The following is a 14,878-nucleotide window of genomic DNA, read 5'->3' as shown; positions in this document are numbered from 1 at the left end:
CGAAAATCTCTTCAAACAACGTTAGCTTCGCCTTGCCGTAGATGTGTTACTGACTTCGTCAGTCTTATCTACAACCTCAAAACAGTGTTTTGAGCTGACTTCGTCAGTTCTATCCACAACCTCAAAACCATGTTTTGAGCAGCCTGCGGCTAGTTTCCTAGTTTGCTCTTTGATTTTCATTGAGTATCAAAAGCCCGATGTTACCATCAGGCTTCTTTTTTATCCATGTACACGTTTCATATAGTCTTGATAACTTTCGGTATCCATGAGTTTTTTAGCGTTCTTGACGCGATCTGCTGTTGGTGGTTTAACCCCTTCGAGTGAATATGGAATTCCCAATTCACGCCACTTGAATTCTCCCATGGTGTGATAAGGCAGAATTTCAAACTTATCAACATTTTTGAGGGTCTTGACGAACTTACCAAGTTCAATCAAGTCATCATCTCTATCTGTCAATCCTGGAACTAGCACGTGGCGAATCCAGACAGGTTTTCCAATATCTGATAGATACTGGGCACAAGCCAAGATATTTTTATTGGTTTGGCTAGTGACAATCTTGTGCTGTTCTTCGTTGATTTCCTTGATATCCAAGAGGACCAAGTCAGTGACAGCCATGAGTTTGTCAAACTTTTCAAGGTAACGTGGTTTATTACGGAAAGGAAGGGCACAGGTATCCAAGGTACAGTGGATTCCTTGTTCCTTAGCCTTGGTAAAGAGGGCAATCAAGAAATCAATCTGCAAGAGAGCTTCTCCTCCACTGACTGTAATCCCACCCTTATTCCCCCAGAAACCGCGGTAACGCAAGGCTTCAGTCAAGACATCATCTACCGTCCGTTCACGTGACTTATTGGACTCCATAGCCCAAGTGTCAGGGTTGTGGCAATACTGGCAACGCATGTGACAGCCCTGCAAAAAGACAATAAAGCGAATACCAGGCCCATCTACTGACCCAAAGCTTTCTGTCGAATGCACCATTCCTGTCACTTGTCCATAATCAATTGTTTCTTCAGACATATCGTTACCTTCCTTGAAAACGTTTTATAGTTTTATTATATCATGACTTGAAGGAAAAACAAGATTTTTGCCTATTTTTTAGAAAGCAATCTGTTTTTCAATTTCATTTTCAATTAATTATCATTTTATTCTTCAAAATCAAAGCCATACAAGGTTGCAAAGTAGTCCTCAGGGCGCTCTGCACGGCGGATTTGACGGGCTTTGCCTTCTTCAGTATAAAGGATTTCCGCAGAACGAAGTTTGGCATTGTACTGGTAGCCCATTGAAAAACCGTGGGCACCTGTATCATGAATTACCAGCAAATCACCGATTTCTGTATGAGGCAGTTCGCGATTCACTGCAAATTTATCATTGTTTTCACAGAGCGAACCAACCACATCTACCACTTCAGCTGGTCCATCTGGATGGGGCACGTTAGTAATATGATGGTAGGCTCCATACATAGCTGGACGCATGAGGTTGACTGCTGATGCATCCACACCCAGATAAGTACGGTAAGTTTTCTTCTTATGAGTGACTCTTGTGACCAAAGCACCATGAGGTGCCAACATAAAACGACCCAGTTCGGTGAAAATCTTAACCTGACCAAGACCTGCTGGCGTAAGGACCTCTTCATACACCTTACGAACTCCCTCACCAATCAAAGCAATATCATTTGGCTCCTGCTCAGGACGATAGTTAACACCAATACCGCCAGAAAGATTGATAAAGTCTAGCGAAATACCCAACTTTTCCTTGATTTCAACAGCCAATTCAAAAAGCTGACGCGCCAACTCTGGATAATAGAGATGGGTCACGGTATTGGACGCTAGGAAGGAGTGAATCCCAAAAGTCTTGGCTCCTTTTTCCTTCAAGATGGCAAAAGCTTCAAAGAGCTGGTCCTTGGTCATGCCAAACTTGGCTTCTCCAGGATTGTCCATAATGTCTGTTCCTAGCTCAAAAACGCCTCCAGGATTGTAACGACAAGAGATGATTTCTGGAATCCCTGCTGCACGCTCTAGATGTTCAATATCTTCAAATGCATCCAAGTTAATGGTTGCACCCAATTCACGCGCATAGGCATATTCCTTATCTGGCGTGTTGTTTGAAGAGAACATGATCTCAGAACCTGGAAAATCCAGTTTATGGCTCATCAAAAGCTCCACATAACTAGAGCAGTCCACACCACAGCCTTCCTCTTGGAGAATTTTCAAAATAGCTGGTGTTGGAGTAGCCTTAACTGCAAAATATTCCTTAAAGCCCTTGTTCCACGAAAAGGCTTGATTGACGGCTCTTGCCTTCTCACGAATTCCCTTCTCATCATACAAGTGAAAGGGAGTCGGGAACTCGGCAACAATCTTTTCTAAATCTTCTTTATTGATAAATGGTGTTTTCATAAGCTTCCTTCTATTCTATTTGCAAAGAAAGGCTGGGACTATCGTTCCAACCTTTAGTTCTATCTCTTATTTATCTTCGTCAAAGATATTGCCAACTTCAACATCGATGGCTTGGTTCTTGACATCAATATTGGTTACCTTCAAGAGTGACTTGTAGTCAAACTGCTTTTCACGTTCTTCTTGGGCATTGTCCGCAAAGACCGCTACACCTGCCAATTCTGAATCAAACTCACGCAAGAGACTGATCATCCCGTTGACAGTTCCTCCGCCTTTCAAGAAGTCATCCACAATCAAGACACGGCTGCCTGCCTTGAGACTACGTTTTGAAAGGAACATTTTCTCAATGCGGTCACCACTTGAACCTGATACATAGTTGACGCTGACAGTTGAACCTTCGGTAATTTTCAGGTCACGGCGCACAATAACAAAAGGAACATTGAGGACATTGGCAACTGCATTTGCAAGTGGAACACCCTTAGTCGCTACTGTCATAACCGCATCAATTTTTTGGTCCATAAAGCTCTTGGCAATAATGCGACCAATATTTTTCAAAATAGCTGGTGTGCTGAGCAAATCAGACAGGTAGATATAGCCACCTGGCAAGATACGATCACTTTCTGACAACTTGGCACACAAGTCCTCGACCATTTCCTTGGCATCATGACTTGAGATTGATGGTGTGAAAATGACACCACCACCAGCCCCAGTTACAGTCTGGATGTGACCAATTTCGATTTCCTCAAAGGCTCGTTTGATAATCACGATATCCTCTGAGATGGATGATTTAGCAGATTCATACTTTTCAGCAAAAGTATTGAGACTAGTTAATTTATAAGGATTATTAATCAAATAGTTGGAAATGACAACCATCCGATCACTTCTTCTTAATTTCATTTCTATTTCCCACTTCATTTAATTTTGATATTTTATCTATTATACCATATTCACATAAAAAAACGAACATTCTTATCCTAAAAAATGCTCATTTTTCTTAAATTGTTAATCTAAATCTGGTTTATAGAAAGAACGATTGTCCATAGCGAAGATTTTATTGGTCATCTCTCCTCTATCCACCAAAGCAAGAGCAGTTGACATCATCATCATGCTTGCATCCAGATTGTCAATCATATGGATAATCTCTGCTTCCATAATGCGTGGACGGACTGGACTTCCATACTCAAGTAAGCCATGGTGACTGAGGATGACGTGACGAAGCAGAACGACTTCTTCCTTGGTATCATCGATACCGAGTTCCATAACTGTCTTGGTAATTTCGCTATCAATTAGAGCAATATGCCCAAGGAGATTGCCTCTAACTGTGTATTCGGTCTGATCTGGTCCCGTCAACTCAATGACTTTAGCCAAGTCATGCAGCATAATTCCCGCATAGAGCAGACTCTTATTAAGTTGAGGATAGATTTCGCTAATGGCATCTGCCAAGCGCACCATGGTCGCCGTATGATAAGCCAAGCCTGTTTCAAAGGCATGGTGGTTGGTCTTGGCTGCTGGATAAGAGTAAAATTCCTTATCATACTTGGTGTAAAGATTTCGGACAATTCGTTGCCAGACAGGATTTTCAATTTTGAAAATCATTTGCGACATATAGTCACGGATTTGCTTGGCATCAACTGGCGACTTGACCTTGAAATCAGCTGGATCATTGGGTTCACCAGGCTGAGGCAGGCGAAGGGTAATTTGATTGACCTGTGGAGTGTTGTTATAAACTTCTCGGCGTCCTTTCATGTGGACAACCTTACCTGCGGTAAAGACCTCAACGTTATGAGGTTGGGCATCCCAGAGTTTCCCTTCAATCTCGCCACTATCATCTTGGAAGGTAAAGGCTAGGTAGTTTTTCCCAGCTCGAGTTTGCCTCAGGTCAGCTGACTTGATTAGGTAAAAGCCTTCAAACAGCTCATCTTTTTTCATGTGACTAATCTTCATATTCTTCCTCATTTTCTTGGAAATGGAGTAAATCAAGCGCAGGCTCACCTTCTGACAACTCAATGTGACGGAGCGTCCGCTCGATAGCTGTGGTACGACGGTTTAATAATTCATCAATATTGCCAGAGGCATGTTGGAGATGCTTTTGTGCCTTGACCAGAATACCACCAAACTTGCCAAACTCGGTCTTGACGCTGGCAAGAGTCTTACTGATATGGTCGGCACTCTTTTGGATATTGAGAGTCTTGAAGCCAACTGATAGAGAGTTAAGCAGGGCTGATAGGGTACTTGGACCTGCGACAATAATCTGCTCTTCCCGTCTCAAATCATCAAAGAAGACCGGATTGCGGACGATTTCTGAGTAGAGCCCTTCTGTCGGAACAAACAAAACTCCAAAATTGGTCGTCCGAGGCGGTGCTATGTACTTGCTCTTGATATCCTTGGCAAAGCGCTTGATGCTTGCTAAAAGCGATTTACGACAGCGTTCAATCTCGTCCCTATCACCTGCTTCATAGGCTTCTTCTAAGCGGTAATAATCTGCCAGTGGAAACTTGGAGTCAATCGGTAAGTAGACATATTCCTGGTCACCCTGTCCAGGCAACTTGATGGCATACTCCACTCGTTCACTAGAGTTTTCAACCGTTGCGTATTCTCGTTCATACTGGGCAGGGGTCATGATGTCCTCAATAATTTGCCCCAATTGCAATTCTCCCAGAATCCCTCGCGTCTTGGTTCCAGAGAGAACCTTGTTAAGAGTTCCGACATCACGGGCAACTGTCTGCATTTCTCCAAGGCCACGATTGACCGACTCCAGTTGCTTGGAAACCGTCTCAAAGGAAGCCTGCAAGCGCGTCTGCAAGGTCTTTTCTAGTTTTTCCTCGACTGTTTGACGCATTTGTTCCAAACGTTGCTCATTTGATTCCTGCAAGGCTTGGAGACGTTGGTCGGTCTTATCCCTAGTTTGCAAGAGATTCTCTGTCATTTCTTGACGAACTTGAGTCAGACCTTGGTGCAATTCCATTCGCACTTCTTGCAAACGGTCGCTGACAGCTACTTCCAAATCTTTTTGATCTAACTGGCTGGCTTGTCTGGCTTGTTCAAAACGGTAATCCAACTGGTCTGACAAGTGATCTGCCTGATCCTCCAAGCTCTTGGATAGATGTTTTTCCTGCTTATCCTGTCTTTGCCAAATCAGAAAGAGGCCAGCTAGGTTGGCAATCAATAATAGAACAAGTAAACTTTCCATTCTACCTCCTGTCCTTGCTATGCAACACGACTACATAGCCATCTGGGCAAATCACCGAAACTTCCCTATCTATATATTCGTTAGAAGCGTACACTTTTTTAAAGAAAAAATTTTCCTCTGTCAACTCATACTTGGCTCCAAGAATGGTCAGCTGGCTATCCCGAACCGGCATAAAAGCTAGATAGTCGTAGTCTAAACGGGGTTCTAGCTGACTGGTCCCTTCTGGACAATAGGCAATCAAATTTTGTCCATCCTCAATTTCTATCTGGCGCATATAAGGCGCCAACTTGGGATTGCTAGGAAGAAAAACATTGGCCAGCATGTGATCAATACGGCCACCCAGAGCACCGAAAATAGTGACCTGGGCCTGAGGATTTTGTTCAAAGATGGTTAAGAGAGCCAATTCCAGATCTGTATCATCCTTTTCTGGTCGGGCTTGAACAAAATGCTGGGCACGTTTTTGAATCACCTGTCGCTCTTCTGCAGTGACAGAATCAAAATCTCCAACCGCTAGAGCAAGAGGTAAATTTTCCTCCAAGACCCAGAGCGAGCCTCGATCCACACCGACAAAGCAATCAAAGTCTGTTCGGTAGTGACCGCGGTCTCCTCCTGCAAAAACGGCAACCCTAGTCCAGTTGTTTTCTGAGAGTTTGTACTCGCTCATTGACATCTCCCTTAAAGACATAGGAACCTGCTACAAAAACGGTCGCACCAGCTTCTTTGGCTTGGGCAATAGTTTGGTCATCAATCCCACCATCCACTTCGATTTCAAAGTTCAAGCCTTTTTCATCACGAAGAGCAACCAACTCTCGGACCTTATCCATGGTCTCTGGTAGAAAGGCTTGCCCACCAAAGCCTGGGTTAACTGTCATGACTAAAACTTGGTCAACTAGATGAAGGACGTGCTTGATGGCTTCAACTGGTGTGCCAGGATTGATAACGACTGAAGGTTTGACCCCTAGAGAACGAATTTTTTGGAGGGCGCCATGGATATGGGGTGTTGCTTCTACATGGATACTGATGATATCTGCACCTGCGCGCGCAAAGTCTTCTAAGTGATGTTCAGGATTCGCCACCATCAAGTGGCAATCAAAGACCATCTTGCTATGAGGACGCAGACTCTCGACCACACCCGCACCAAAACTGATTTGCGGTACAAAATGACCATCCATGATATCGATATGGGCATATTCTGCACCAGTTGCTTCTAGACGTTTGATTTCACGTTCAAAGTTGGCATAATCTGCTGCCAGAATTGACGGAGCAATCTTGTATTGAGACATAGGTTTCTCCTTATTTTGGAATTTTTTTGCTGACTTTTTTATAGGTTTCTCTGCGATTTTCAATCTCACTGAGGAATTGCAGGTAGTTGTCAAAACGGAAGGACGCAATGATACCCTCTTCAACAGCTGGCTTAACTGCGCAAGACGGCTCATGGGTATGGGTACAAGTACGGAACTTACAATCTCGACTGACACTAGCAATCTCTGGGAAGGCCTGGTTGAGGTCTTCTGCTGTCGACACTTCATAGTCCAAGGATGAAAATCCCGGTGTATCTGCGATTTTACCTCCATTGAGATTATAAAAACTAACTGCTCGAGTAGTGTGGCGCCCGCGACCCAGACTGTCTGAAATTTCTCCTGTTTCAAGATTGAGGTCTGGTGCGATTTTATTGAGAAGAGTTGACTTCCCAACACCCGTCTGCCCCATAAAGACTGTAACCTTGCCTGTTAACAAAGGAAGGAGTCCCTCTTTACTGGTCACAAAGTCATAGCCGATATCACCATAAGTCTGTTTATAAAAATCCAGTTCCCCTCTATCTTCCAGTAGGTCCATCTTGGAAATATAGACGATGGGATGGATGCCCTTGTGTTCCAAAAGAACCAAGAAGCGATCCAGCAAATTGCTGTTAAAATCAGGTTCCTTGACAGACATGATCACCACAGCTTGGTCAATATTGACAATGGGCGGACGGACCAGACTGTTTTTCCGTTCATGAATCTTGAGAATATAACCTTCTGAATTTTCCTCGGCAGAAAAATCTACCCAGTCCCCAACGTAAGGAGTATGGCCTTTTTTACGGAAATTCCCACGCGCGCGTGTTTGATAGACCTGGCCATCACTCTCTACATAGTAGAAGCCTGCCAAAGCCTTAATAATTTGTCCCTGCATCTTAGAGTCCTTGCCCTTTAAGCGCGTCTGCTAGACTGGCAAATTCTGTCAAGCTGAGAGCTTCTCCACGCACACTTGGTGACAAGCCTGCTTGGTCCAAAGCCTTGGTCAGCTTGTCCTTGATCTCTTCAGTCTTGCCAAAGTAACCTGTCAAATTGTTCCACAAGGTTTTACGGCGATGGGTGAAACTTGCCTTAGAGACCCTAAAGAAGAAGTTCTCATCTTCTACTGCTACAGCTGGCTCTGGACGGCGCACCATTTTCAAAATAGCTGAATCCACATTGGGCGCTGGCACAAATACCGTACGAGGCACGATGAAGGCAACCTTGGCAGTCATGTAGTATTGAACCGCAATCGACAAGCTACCATAAGCCTTGGTATTCGGCTGGGCTGAAATGCGGTCCGCCACTTCTTTCTGCATCATAACAACAAACTCACTAAAAGGAATCCCACTCTCGATTAAGTGCATGAGAATAGGCGTCGTGATGTAGTAAGGCAAATTAGCCACTATCTTGATTGGCAGGTCAGGATTTTTAAAATTCTGGATATGTTGCGCCAAATCAACTTTAAGAATGTCCTCGTTGACCACGGTCACATTATCAAAATCACGCAAGGTATCTGCCAAAATCGGCACCAAACGGTGGTCGATCTCAAAGGCCATAACTTGAGCTGCACGCTCAGCCAAAAACTCCGTCAAGGCACCAATCCCTGGCCCGATTTCGATGACATTAACCTGGTCATCAATCTCAGCCGTATCCACGATTTTTTGAAGAATATTGGTATCCGTCAAGAAATTTTGCCCGAAGGACTTTTTAAAGGTAAAACCGTGACGCTCCAGCACTGCCTTGGTCACGCTATAATCTGCAATTCTCATCTATTCTCTTTTCTATTATCTGTTACTACTATTGTAACACATTCCCCTTGTATTTTGGGGGTGAAAATCATACCAAAAAACTATCTTCTCTCATGAAGAAAGATAGTCTTGAAAATCTTTAAAGGTGGACTTAGCGGTTCTCTCGAAACATCCGTTCGAAAAAATCAGCTTCTTTATAACTTCGATTTTCAGGTAGGGTCAAATCTACATCCTCCTCCACGTCGTCCACTGTCAGTTCAACCGTTTGAGGTAAATTTTTCAAACGATAATGCTTTTGCCTTTGCCCTTCAATACTAGCAAAATCAAGCAAATAGCCATTCACTCGGATTTGAACCAAAAGGAGATGATTGGTCATATTTTCCATGATGAGAATATCTTCTAAACCACCTCTGGCACTAGGATAATCAGATACCCTGCGAATACGGATTTTTTCACACATGAGCAAGCTCCCTCATATCAATGATTTCATCGGCCTTATTCCAGACTAGGGGATTATGGGTCGCAATGATGATAATTCGATTTTCATCTTTCAAGCCCACCAAGAGATTCATAACCTCCTCTGAATTTTCAGGATCAAGAGCTGCTGTTGGTTCATCTGCCAAAATCAAGGGTGGATTTTTCAAAATAGTCTTCGCAAGGGCAACTCGTTGAGCCTCTCCCCCAGATAAGGTATAAATTTTTTGTTCTAGATCCAAATACCCTAGATTAACTTTTTCTAAAGCCTCCACTTGCCTTTCCAAACGTTCTACTTTTGAGATTTTCTGACCAACAAAGCCCAAATCCAAATTCTCTTTGATTGATTGGTTTTCTAAGAGGCCAAAATTTTGAAAGAGATAGCCCATCTGGTCTCGAAAATACTCACGAGTGGGAATGGTTTTTAAATCTTTCCCCTGATAGAGAACCCTTCCTCCATCTATCTTTTCTAGTTTACCTAAGATATTCAGCAGAGTCGTCTTTCCGCTTCCACTCTTACCGATTAAGGCATAAACCTTGCCCTTCTCCAGCTTGAGGTTTAAACCAGAGAAAATCGCGCGGTCATTAAACTTCTTTTCCAATCCTTGAATATCAATCATCTTATTTTCCTTTCAATACTGCCATGCTACCAGCTTCTTCTTTTTTATCCTGTCTAACTAAAATCAACAGAGCGTTAAGCGTAAACAAAGCTACAACTAGAGCGCTAATCAAGCTATCTCCTGTCAAAACACTAGATAGGATTAGCCCAAGTAAGAGAACTCCTCCTTGCGCCAGTAAGTACTTGCCATGAAGCTCATAGATTGTCATACCAGAAAGACGTTTAATCATGATCTCCCGTCTAAACTGCTCAAAATAGAGAAGATTCATGGAATCAAATAACAAGATAGCCGTAGATAGAGTCAAAATAGTCCCAATAAGGAGAGAGTAGAACTCCATCCGTTTGTCATTTAGTACCTTGGCAAAAAATAGCTGGCTTTTTACCAAATAAGAGACCTTGTGATACAGACCTTGCTCTTTTAGAGCTGTGATGCTGTCTTGATATTGATCTAATTTCAAGGCACTATTAGCCGTAGTTCCCCATAACATCCCTGCAACAGGTCTTGTTCCAGTCGCTTGCGGCGTTAAAACTACAATAATCGGATCTTTTAGGTACTGGCGTGTCGTCTTGTACCCATCGTTATAGAGGAAGCGTTCCTGTCCTGTTTCTGTAAAAGCTAGCGTTACCTGTGGGAGGTAGTGTTTCTGACTCGTCACTTCTACACTTTCAGATGAAAAGTTTTGCAGGTAATCTGTAAATAATCCTTGATAGTAGGCAGACTGCTCTCGCAAGCTCTCAGGCAAGATCAGCCCAAACTCTCCCTCAGACAAGTTTTGCATCTTATCCATAAACTCTGAAGAAACGGTAATCTTTTCTTCTATCAGATAGCGCGGTGAGACATAGATGACATTCCCTGACGGTGTGTAGTCATTGAGACGATTGCCATCTAGGTCCACTTCTGCTCCATCTGAGAAATTGTCAACATTGCTCATAATATAAAAAGAGTCTGTATTGGCTAACCGTTCTTCAGTAAATGTCTGCCACTCACGATTATCCTTACGCATTCCTTCTTCATCGGCAAATGCACTAGACCAACCAAAGGATAGACGGTAACGGTCTGAGGACTGGCTCCATTTATCGCTAGCTCTCTCCATTTCCTGCATTTCACGGTAGTGGGGTAGGAGAGCAGTCGCACTCGAGCCGACCACCAGCACGGCCAAGAGTTGCCCCACCATCATCAATGTCATCATACGTTTGAGAGGGAGTTTCCCTTTCAATAGATCCACCAGACTATTTTCTTGTAAACCAAGTAGATACACGATACTTAATAAGGTAGAAATCCCTACCAAGGCCAATCCATAAAGCAAAAGACCAATGATGACCAGTTGTACCGTTGCCATAAACAAGGCACCTTGATACCAGAGAATCCCCAATCCCAAAAGACTGGATACCAGCACTGAGCAGATAAGCTGTCTCACATCTTCTAACACTGGTCTGAGAGCCACCCCAAACAAGCTCTCACCAGCTATTAAGCGAATCCCTGCTTGACGAAGGGACTTGATCCGATAAATCAGGGTCAGACTCATAAAGGTCAGCAGAAAAATAGCTAGACTCAGTAGCCCCATAGGGGTGGCCGCCAATAATAAGACTATCGAAAATGGATCTTCTCCATTCGAAACAAAGCCTTGATAACCAAGTTCTTTCAAGGTGGTCTGTAAACTCACTCCATCCAAACTTCCTGACACAATCAAGTAAGACCCTAATAAATCACTCGTTTCTGAACTCTCCTTGGAGGAAATGGTCAGACCTTCTGGAAGCTCTCCCTCACCATAAGTGGCATAGATAAAGCGTGTTTCTCCAGCTTCATTTGGCTCAACAATCCGACGGGCGATGAGACTATTATGCTCTACCGCCAAGTGACTCAAAGCCTCTGTCACCTCTTCGCGACTAGCTACTGGTTGATTTATCACCATTCCTGTCACATCAACAGAAGGATAGTTACCAAATAAAATCTCTTCTCGATGGTCAACGGAAGTTATCACCATATAAAGCGATACCAATACCATTGAAATCAAAATAAATAAACGTTTCATCATTTCCTCCAAAAAGTTACTTGGTCACTTAGTGAGAAGGTGACCAAGTAAAGCTAAACAATAGGGCTATACCATTCTAAACATTATAGTAGAATGCAACTTTCTCTCCCCAAGAAGTACGAATCCATGCACGAGAAGTCCCTCCAGCACCAGCATATCCCTTATCAGATGAACCAGTTTTTCTACTAACAACTGTTGAGCTATGATATTCTGAAGAGTGATAGTAGTTTGAGTAAGCACCTCCGTCACCTGAACCATACGTCCAGACACCACCATCTGGATACTTAACCGCGGCCGATACTACTGCTACACTTCCACCTAATGTTGCTGCAATGCTCGCTACAAGGGCTAATTTTTTAACTGTTTGTTTCATATTGATACTCCTCTATTTTTTATTTTATCATAAATATTTATTATATATTGTCCATTTTCTATTCAAGTAAAACTAAGTCATGGATCATAGACCTTTTCAAAGCAACACCTCATGGTATCCTCTCCTTATTTTTCTAATTTAGTCTATCAAGTTGTATTTATTATATGTTATGAATAAATTTTTTGAGACTAAGTAGACATAACTAAATTTTATTTAAACCACCAAGTAACTAAATAAAATAAACTAAAAAAGTTCATACTGTAATCTCCTTTCACATTTTTATTAATTATAAATTATTCTTAAATAAACTCAAAGGACATCAATGTCCTTAAAATAGAACCATTTCGTGTCATTTTTAGCTTATATATAAAAAACAGTCCTAAAGACGAACTTTAGAACTATTTCAATACTAGAACAAGGACATTTTTGTCACTGATTCACTATGTTTATAAATATTTTTTTAAATCTTCTTGCCATTGTTTCTCCAACATAGTAACTAAATAAGAATTTTCTATTATATCAGCAAATAGCTTCGATTTCTGATAGAACTGTTCGGCAGAAACATAATCATTGTTTATTATTAGAGATAATTTCCACTCCAACATTAATATAATTGGTTTCTTCTGAAAATCTTGTGTTTTTTCCATTATATGATTAAGGCTAAAGATATAAGCTTCGAGTGAATCATAAGACGACAAATTATCCAAACAGGCTAGACCCGAAAACAAAGTGTTACTTAAAGCAAACAGATATTCTGGTGCAATTAATTCTACATGATTTGTCAAACGAACTAAAAACGAATGAATTCTGTTAATTTCTTCAATCTGATTTTGACCTTGTTTTATCTTTGTAAGCACTATAGCAAAATATAAGTTGATAACTTCTAATTCATTTATCAAAAACAATTCCTTATCATAAATTATTTTAAAATAATCGTCCAGTACGGTTTCCCCATATTCTGGTCGTCCGCTTCGAATAACATCTATCGTTGCTCTAGTAGCTTCAAACCATATTTTTTCCTCATTAGGAAGTTGCTCATAAAATAAATCCTCTATCTCTTCCAAACACGCTTCCTTCTTATCATACTCCTCTTCTTTACCATAGATTGGTTCACGTAAAATCTGGTATTTCAATTCTAAATAAGCAGAAGGAAGAGCTGAAAAATCCGGCATAAGGCTATAAGCTGGAACTCCTAACCGGCGAGCAATATAGTCTAACTTGGGCAAACTCGGTTGCGAAGCTCCACTTTCAATTCGCGACAGTTGACGAACTGTCAGTTCTTGCTCATCTCCACAAAAATCTGGACGACTAATTCCTTTTTCTATCCGAATCTCTTTAATTTTTTGACCAGTTAACATTAGACGCCTCCTCTTCTACCTGCTTCGAAAAATACTGTGAAACTTAAAAAATTGTAACGGCTACATCTTTCCTACTCATAAGATTTCATAGCTTCTTCCACTTCCGCCAAGGTGACCCCAAACAACTCTAGGCGTTTGAGGAGTTGCTTGCCGTTGGAATAGCCGATTCGGAGAGCCTCTCCTAGATATTCTCTGCGCTTACGGCTGTCTGACCCTGCTAGAAAACCAAGGCGAATCAAGTCGCTACGACTGATGTCAAACTGACTCTCATGTTCAAATTGTTCTGTCACCTGAGCTAGAGCCGTTTTCAAATCTTCATAGCTGGCATGCTCAATTCCCAGAGAACGCCCCTTGGTTTTGGACTTGGGAACAGCTTCATCTCGTTTGAGGAAGGCATGCTGAACCGTTGGAATGGCCGTCATGATCATGCGCCGAATCCGCTCCCCATTAAAATCTGGGTCTGTAAAGACAATGACTCCATGACGTTGGTGCAAGCGCTGAATCCGCTCTATATCCTGATCATTGATGGCAGAACCTCGGGTCTCATAGGTCTCTACATCGAAGTAACGTTTGAGATTGGCCGTATCATCGCGCCCTTCGACCACGATAACTTGAGAAATTTTTTCTTTCATTATTTGCTATCCAATCCAAAAATTCGCTCCGCATTTGCAGTTGTTACCGCCGCTAGCTCTTCTGCCGTCATGCCACGCAAGTCAGCGATAAAGTCCACTACATAGCGAGTGTAGGCTGTTTTATTTTCACGACCACGTTTAGGAACAGGAGCCAAGTAGGGAGCATCCGTTTCCACCAAAATCTTGTCCAAAGGTAACTCTTTAGCTGCTTCTTGGATGTCAGTTGCCTTCTTGAAAGTCACCACTCCTGAGAAGGAAATGGTCATACCAAGCTCGACAAACTTCTCTGCCCACTCAAGCGTCCCTGAAAATGAATGCATGATACCACCTCGAGGACCAACGCCCTCGCTCTTGATAATCTCATAGGTATCTTCCAACGCATCACGGGTATGAACTACAAAAGGCAAATCCAAGTCCTTAGATAACTGAATCTGACGGCGAAAAACCTGCTCCTGCACCTCTTTTGGCGCTGTCATCCAATGGTAATCCAAACCAATCTCACCCAAGGCAACTACCTTTGGATGCTTGAGCTTATCAAGCAAGTAGGCTTCAATCTCCTCCGTGTAAGTCCCCGCTTCTGTCGGATGCCAACCAATAGTCGCGTAGAGTTGGTCGTACTCATCCACCAACTCCAAAGCACGCTCAATCGTCGGTTTATCAAAACCAACAATATTCATCTGTGTCACACCCATCTCAGCAGCCAAGGTAATTTCTTCTGCCTCACGACCTGCAAATTCTTCTACATTCAAGTGTGTATGTGTATCAAAAATCATCTCTTCTAACCTCG

Annotated in this window: 16 protein-coding genes; all 16 read right to left on the bottom strand. The window is 42.5% G+C overall.

Going from position 1 to position 14,878, the window contains the following annotated elements:
• Positions 1 to 219: 219 nt before the first annotated feature.
• A complete protein-coding gene (gene pflA, locus ACLV7W_RS01220; RefSeq protein ID WP_001288288.1) occupies positions 220 to 1,014 on the bottom strand; it encodes a pyruvate formate-lyase-activating protein in 795 nt (264 codons plus the stop codon).
• A gap of 125 nt (positions 1,015 to 1,139) precedes the next feature.
• Positions 1,140 to 2,390: a diaminopimelate decarboxylase gene (locus tag ACLV7W_RS01215; protein ID WP_045612754.1), complete on the bottom strand. Its 1,251-nt coding sequence runs from the start codon at positions 2,388 to 2,390 to the stop codon at positions 1,140 to 1,142.
• Between the two features lie 66 nt (positions 2,391 to 2,456).
• Positions 2,457 to 3,284 carry a pur operon repressor gene (purR, locus tag ACLV7W_RS01210; protein ID WP_049551930.1) on the bottom strand — a complete coding sequence of 276 codons (828 nt, stop codon included), beginning with the start codon at positions 3,282 to 3,284 and terminating at the stop codon, positions 2,457 to 2,459.
• 105 nt (positions 3,285 to 3,389) lie between these two features.
• Entirely contained in the window at positions 3,390 to 4,331 is a 942-nt protein-coding gene (locus ACLV7W_RS01205; protein ID WP_045612752.1) for a 3'-5' exoribonuclease YhaM family protein, read from the bottom strand.
• Complete coding sequence (gene rmuC / locus ACLV7W_RS01200) at positions 4,321 to 5,577, bottom strand: DNA recombination protein RmuC (protein ID WP_045612751.1); 1,257 nt, start codon at positions 5,575 to 5,577, stop codon at positions 4,321 to 4,323. The genes ACLV7W_RS01205 and rmuC overlap by 11 nt, the downstream gene beginning before the upstream one ends.
• Position 5,578: 1 nt before the next feature.
• The gene (locus ACLV7W_RS01195; RefSeq protein WP_411865283.1) at positions 5,579 to 6,241 is read right to left on the bottom strand and encodes a thiamine diphosphokinase; all 663 of its coding nucleotides are present in this window, start codon (positions 6,239 to 6,241) and stop codon (positions 5,579 to 5,581) included.
• On the bottom strand, positions 6,204 to 6,860 hold the full coding sequence (gene rpe / locus ACLV7W_RS01190; RefSeq protein WP_138037731.1) for a ribulose-phosphate 3-epimerase: 657 nt from the start codon (positions 6,858 to 6,860) through the stop codon (positions 6,204 to 6,206). Before rpe ends, ACLV7W_RS01195 begins: the two co-directional genes overlap by 38 nt.
• 10 nt (positions 6,861 to 6,870) lie before the next feature.
• The gene (gene rsgA / locus ACLV7W_RS01185) at positions 6,871 to 7,749 is read right to left on the bottom strand and encodes a ribosome small subunit-dependent GTPase A (RefSeq protein ID WP_411865282.1); all 879 of its coding nucleotides are present in this window, start codon (positions 7,747 to 7,749) and stop codon (positions 6,871 to 6,873) included.
• A gap of 1 nt (position 7,750) precedes the next feature.
• Positions 7,751 to 8,623, bottom strand: coding sequence for a 16S rRNA (adenine(1518)-N(6)/adenine(1519)-N(6))-dimethyltransferase RsmA (gene rsmA / locus ACLV7W_RS01180; RefSeq protein WP_411865281.1), 873 nt, complete (start codon positions 8,621 to 8,623; stop codon positions 7,751 to 7,753).
• Positions 8,624 to 8,753: 130 nt separating this feature from the next.
• Positions 8,754 to 9,062, bottom strand: a complete 309-nt coding sequence (locus tag ACLV7W_RS01175; RefSeq protein ID WP_000333261.1) for a hypothetical protein — start codon at positions 9,060 to 9,062, stop codon at positions 8,754 to 8,756.
• Positions 9,055 to 9,696 carry an ABC transporter ATP-binding protein gene (locus ACLV7W_RS01170; protein ID WP_000565528.1) on the bottom strand — a complete coding sequence of 214 codons (642 nt, stop codon included), beginning with the start codon at positions 9,694 to 9,696 and terminating at the stop codon, positions 9,055 to 9,057. Before ACLV7W_RS01170 ends, ACLV7W_RS01175 begins: the two co-directional genes overlap by 8 nt.
• A 1-nt stretch (position 9,697) precedes the next feature.
• The gene (locus tag ACLV7W_RS01165) at positions 9,698 to 11,728 is read right to left on the bottom strand and encodes a bacteriocin-associated integral membrane family protein (protein ID WP_000825283.1); all 2,031 of its coding nucleotides are present in this window, start codon (positions 11,726 to 11,728) and stop codon (positions 9,698 to 9,700) included.
• A 76-nt stretch (positions 11,729 to 11,804) separates the two neighbouring features.
• The gene (locus tag ACLV7W_RS01160) at positions 11,805 to 12,101 is read right to left on the bottom strand and encodes a lactococcin 972 family bacteriocin (protein WP_000815396.1); all 297 of its coding nucleotides are present in this window, start codon (positions 12,099 to 12,101) and stop codon (positions 11,805 to 11,807) included.
• A 446-nt stretch (positions 12,102 to 12,547) separates the two neighbouring features.
• Positions 12,548 to 13,459 carry a helix-turn-helix domain-containing protein gene (locus ACLV7W_RS01155; RefSeq protein WP_227325726.1) on the bottom strand — a complete coding sequence of 304 codons (912 nt, stop codon included), beginning with the start codon at positions 13,457 to 13,459 and terminating at the stop codon, positions 12,548 to 12,550.
• A gap of 71 nt (positions 13,460 to 13,530) precedes the next feature.
• Positions 13,531 to 14,091: a ribonuclease M5 gene (gene rnmV, locus ACLV7W_RS01150; protein WP_049543702.1), complete on the bottom strand. Its 561-nt coding sequence runs from the start codon at positions 14,089 to 14,091 to the stop codon at positions 13,531 to 13,533.
• Positions 14,091 to 14,864, bottom strand: coding sequence for a TatD family hydrolase (locus tag ACLV7W_RS01145; protein ID WP_049543701.1), 774 nt, complete (start codon positions 14,862 to 14,864; stop codon positions 14,091 to 14,093). Before ACLV7W_RS01145 ends, rnmV begins: the two co-directional genes overlap by 1 nt.
• Positions 14,865 to 14,878 lie beyond the last annotated feature (14 nt).

The sequence above is a fragment of the Streptococcus mitis genome, assembly GCF_965111735.1.
Taxonomy (GTDB): domain Bacteria; phylum Bacillota; class Bacilli; order Lactobacillales; family Streptococcaceae; genus Streptococcus; species Streptococcus mitis_DR.
This window is presented reverse-complemented; position numbering and strand designations above follow the sequence as displayed.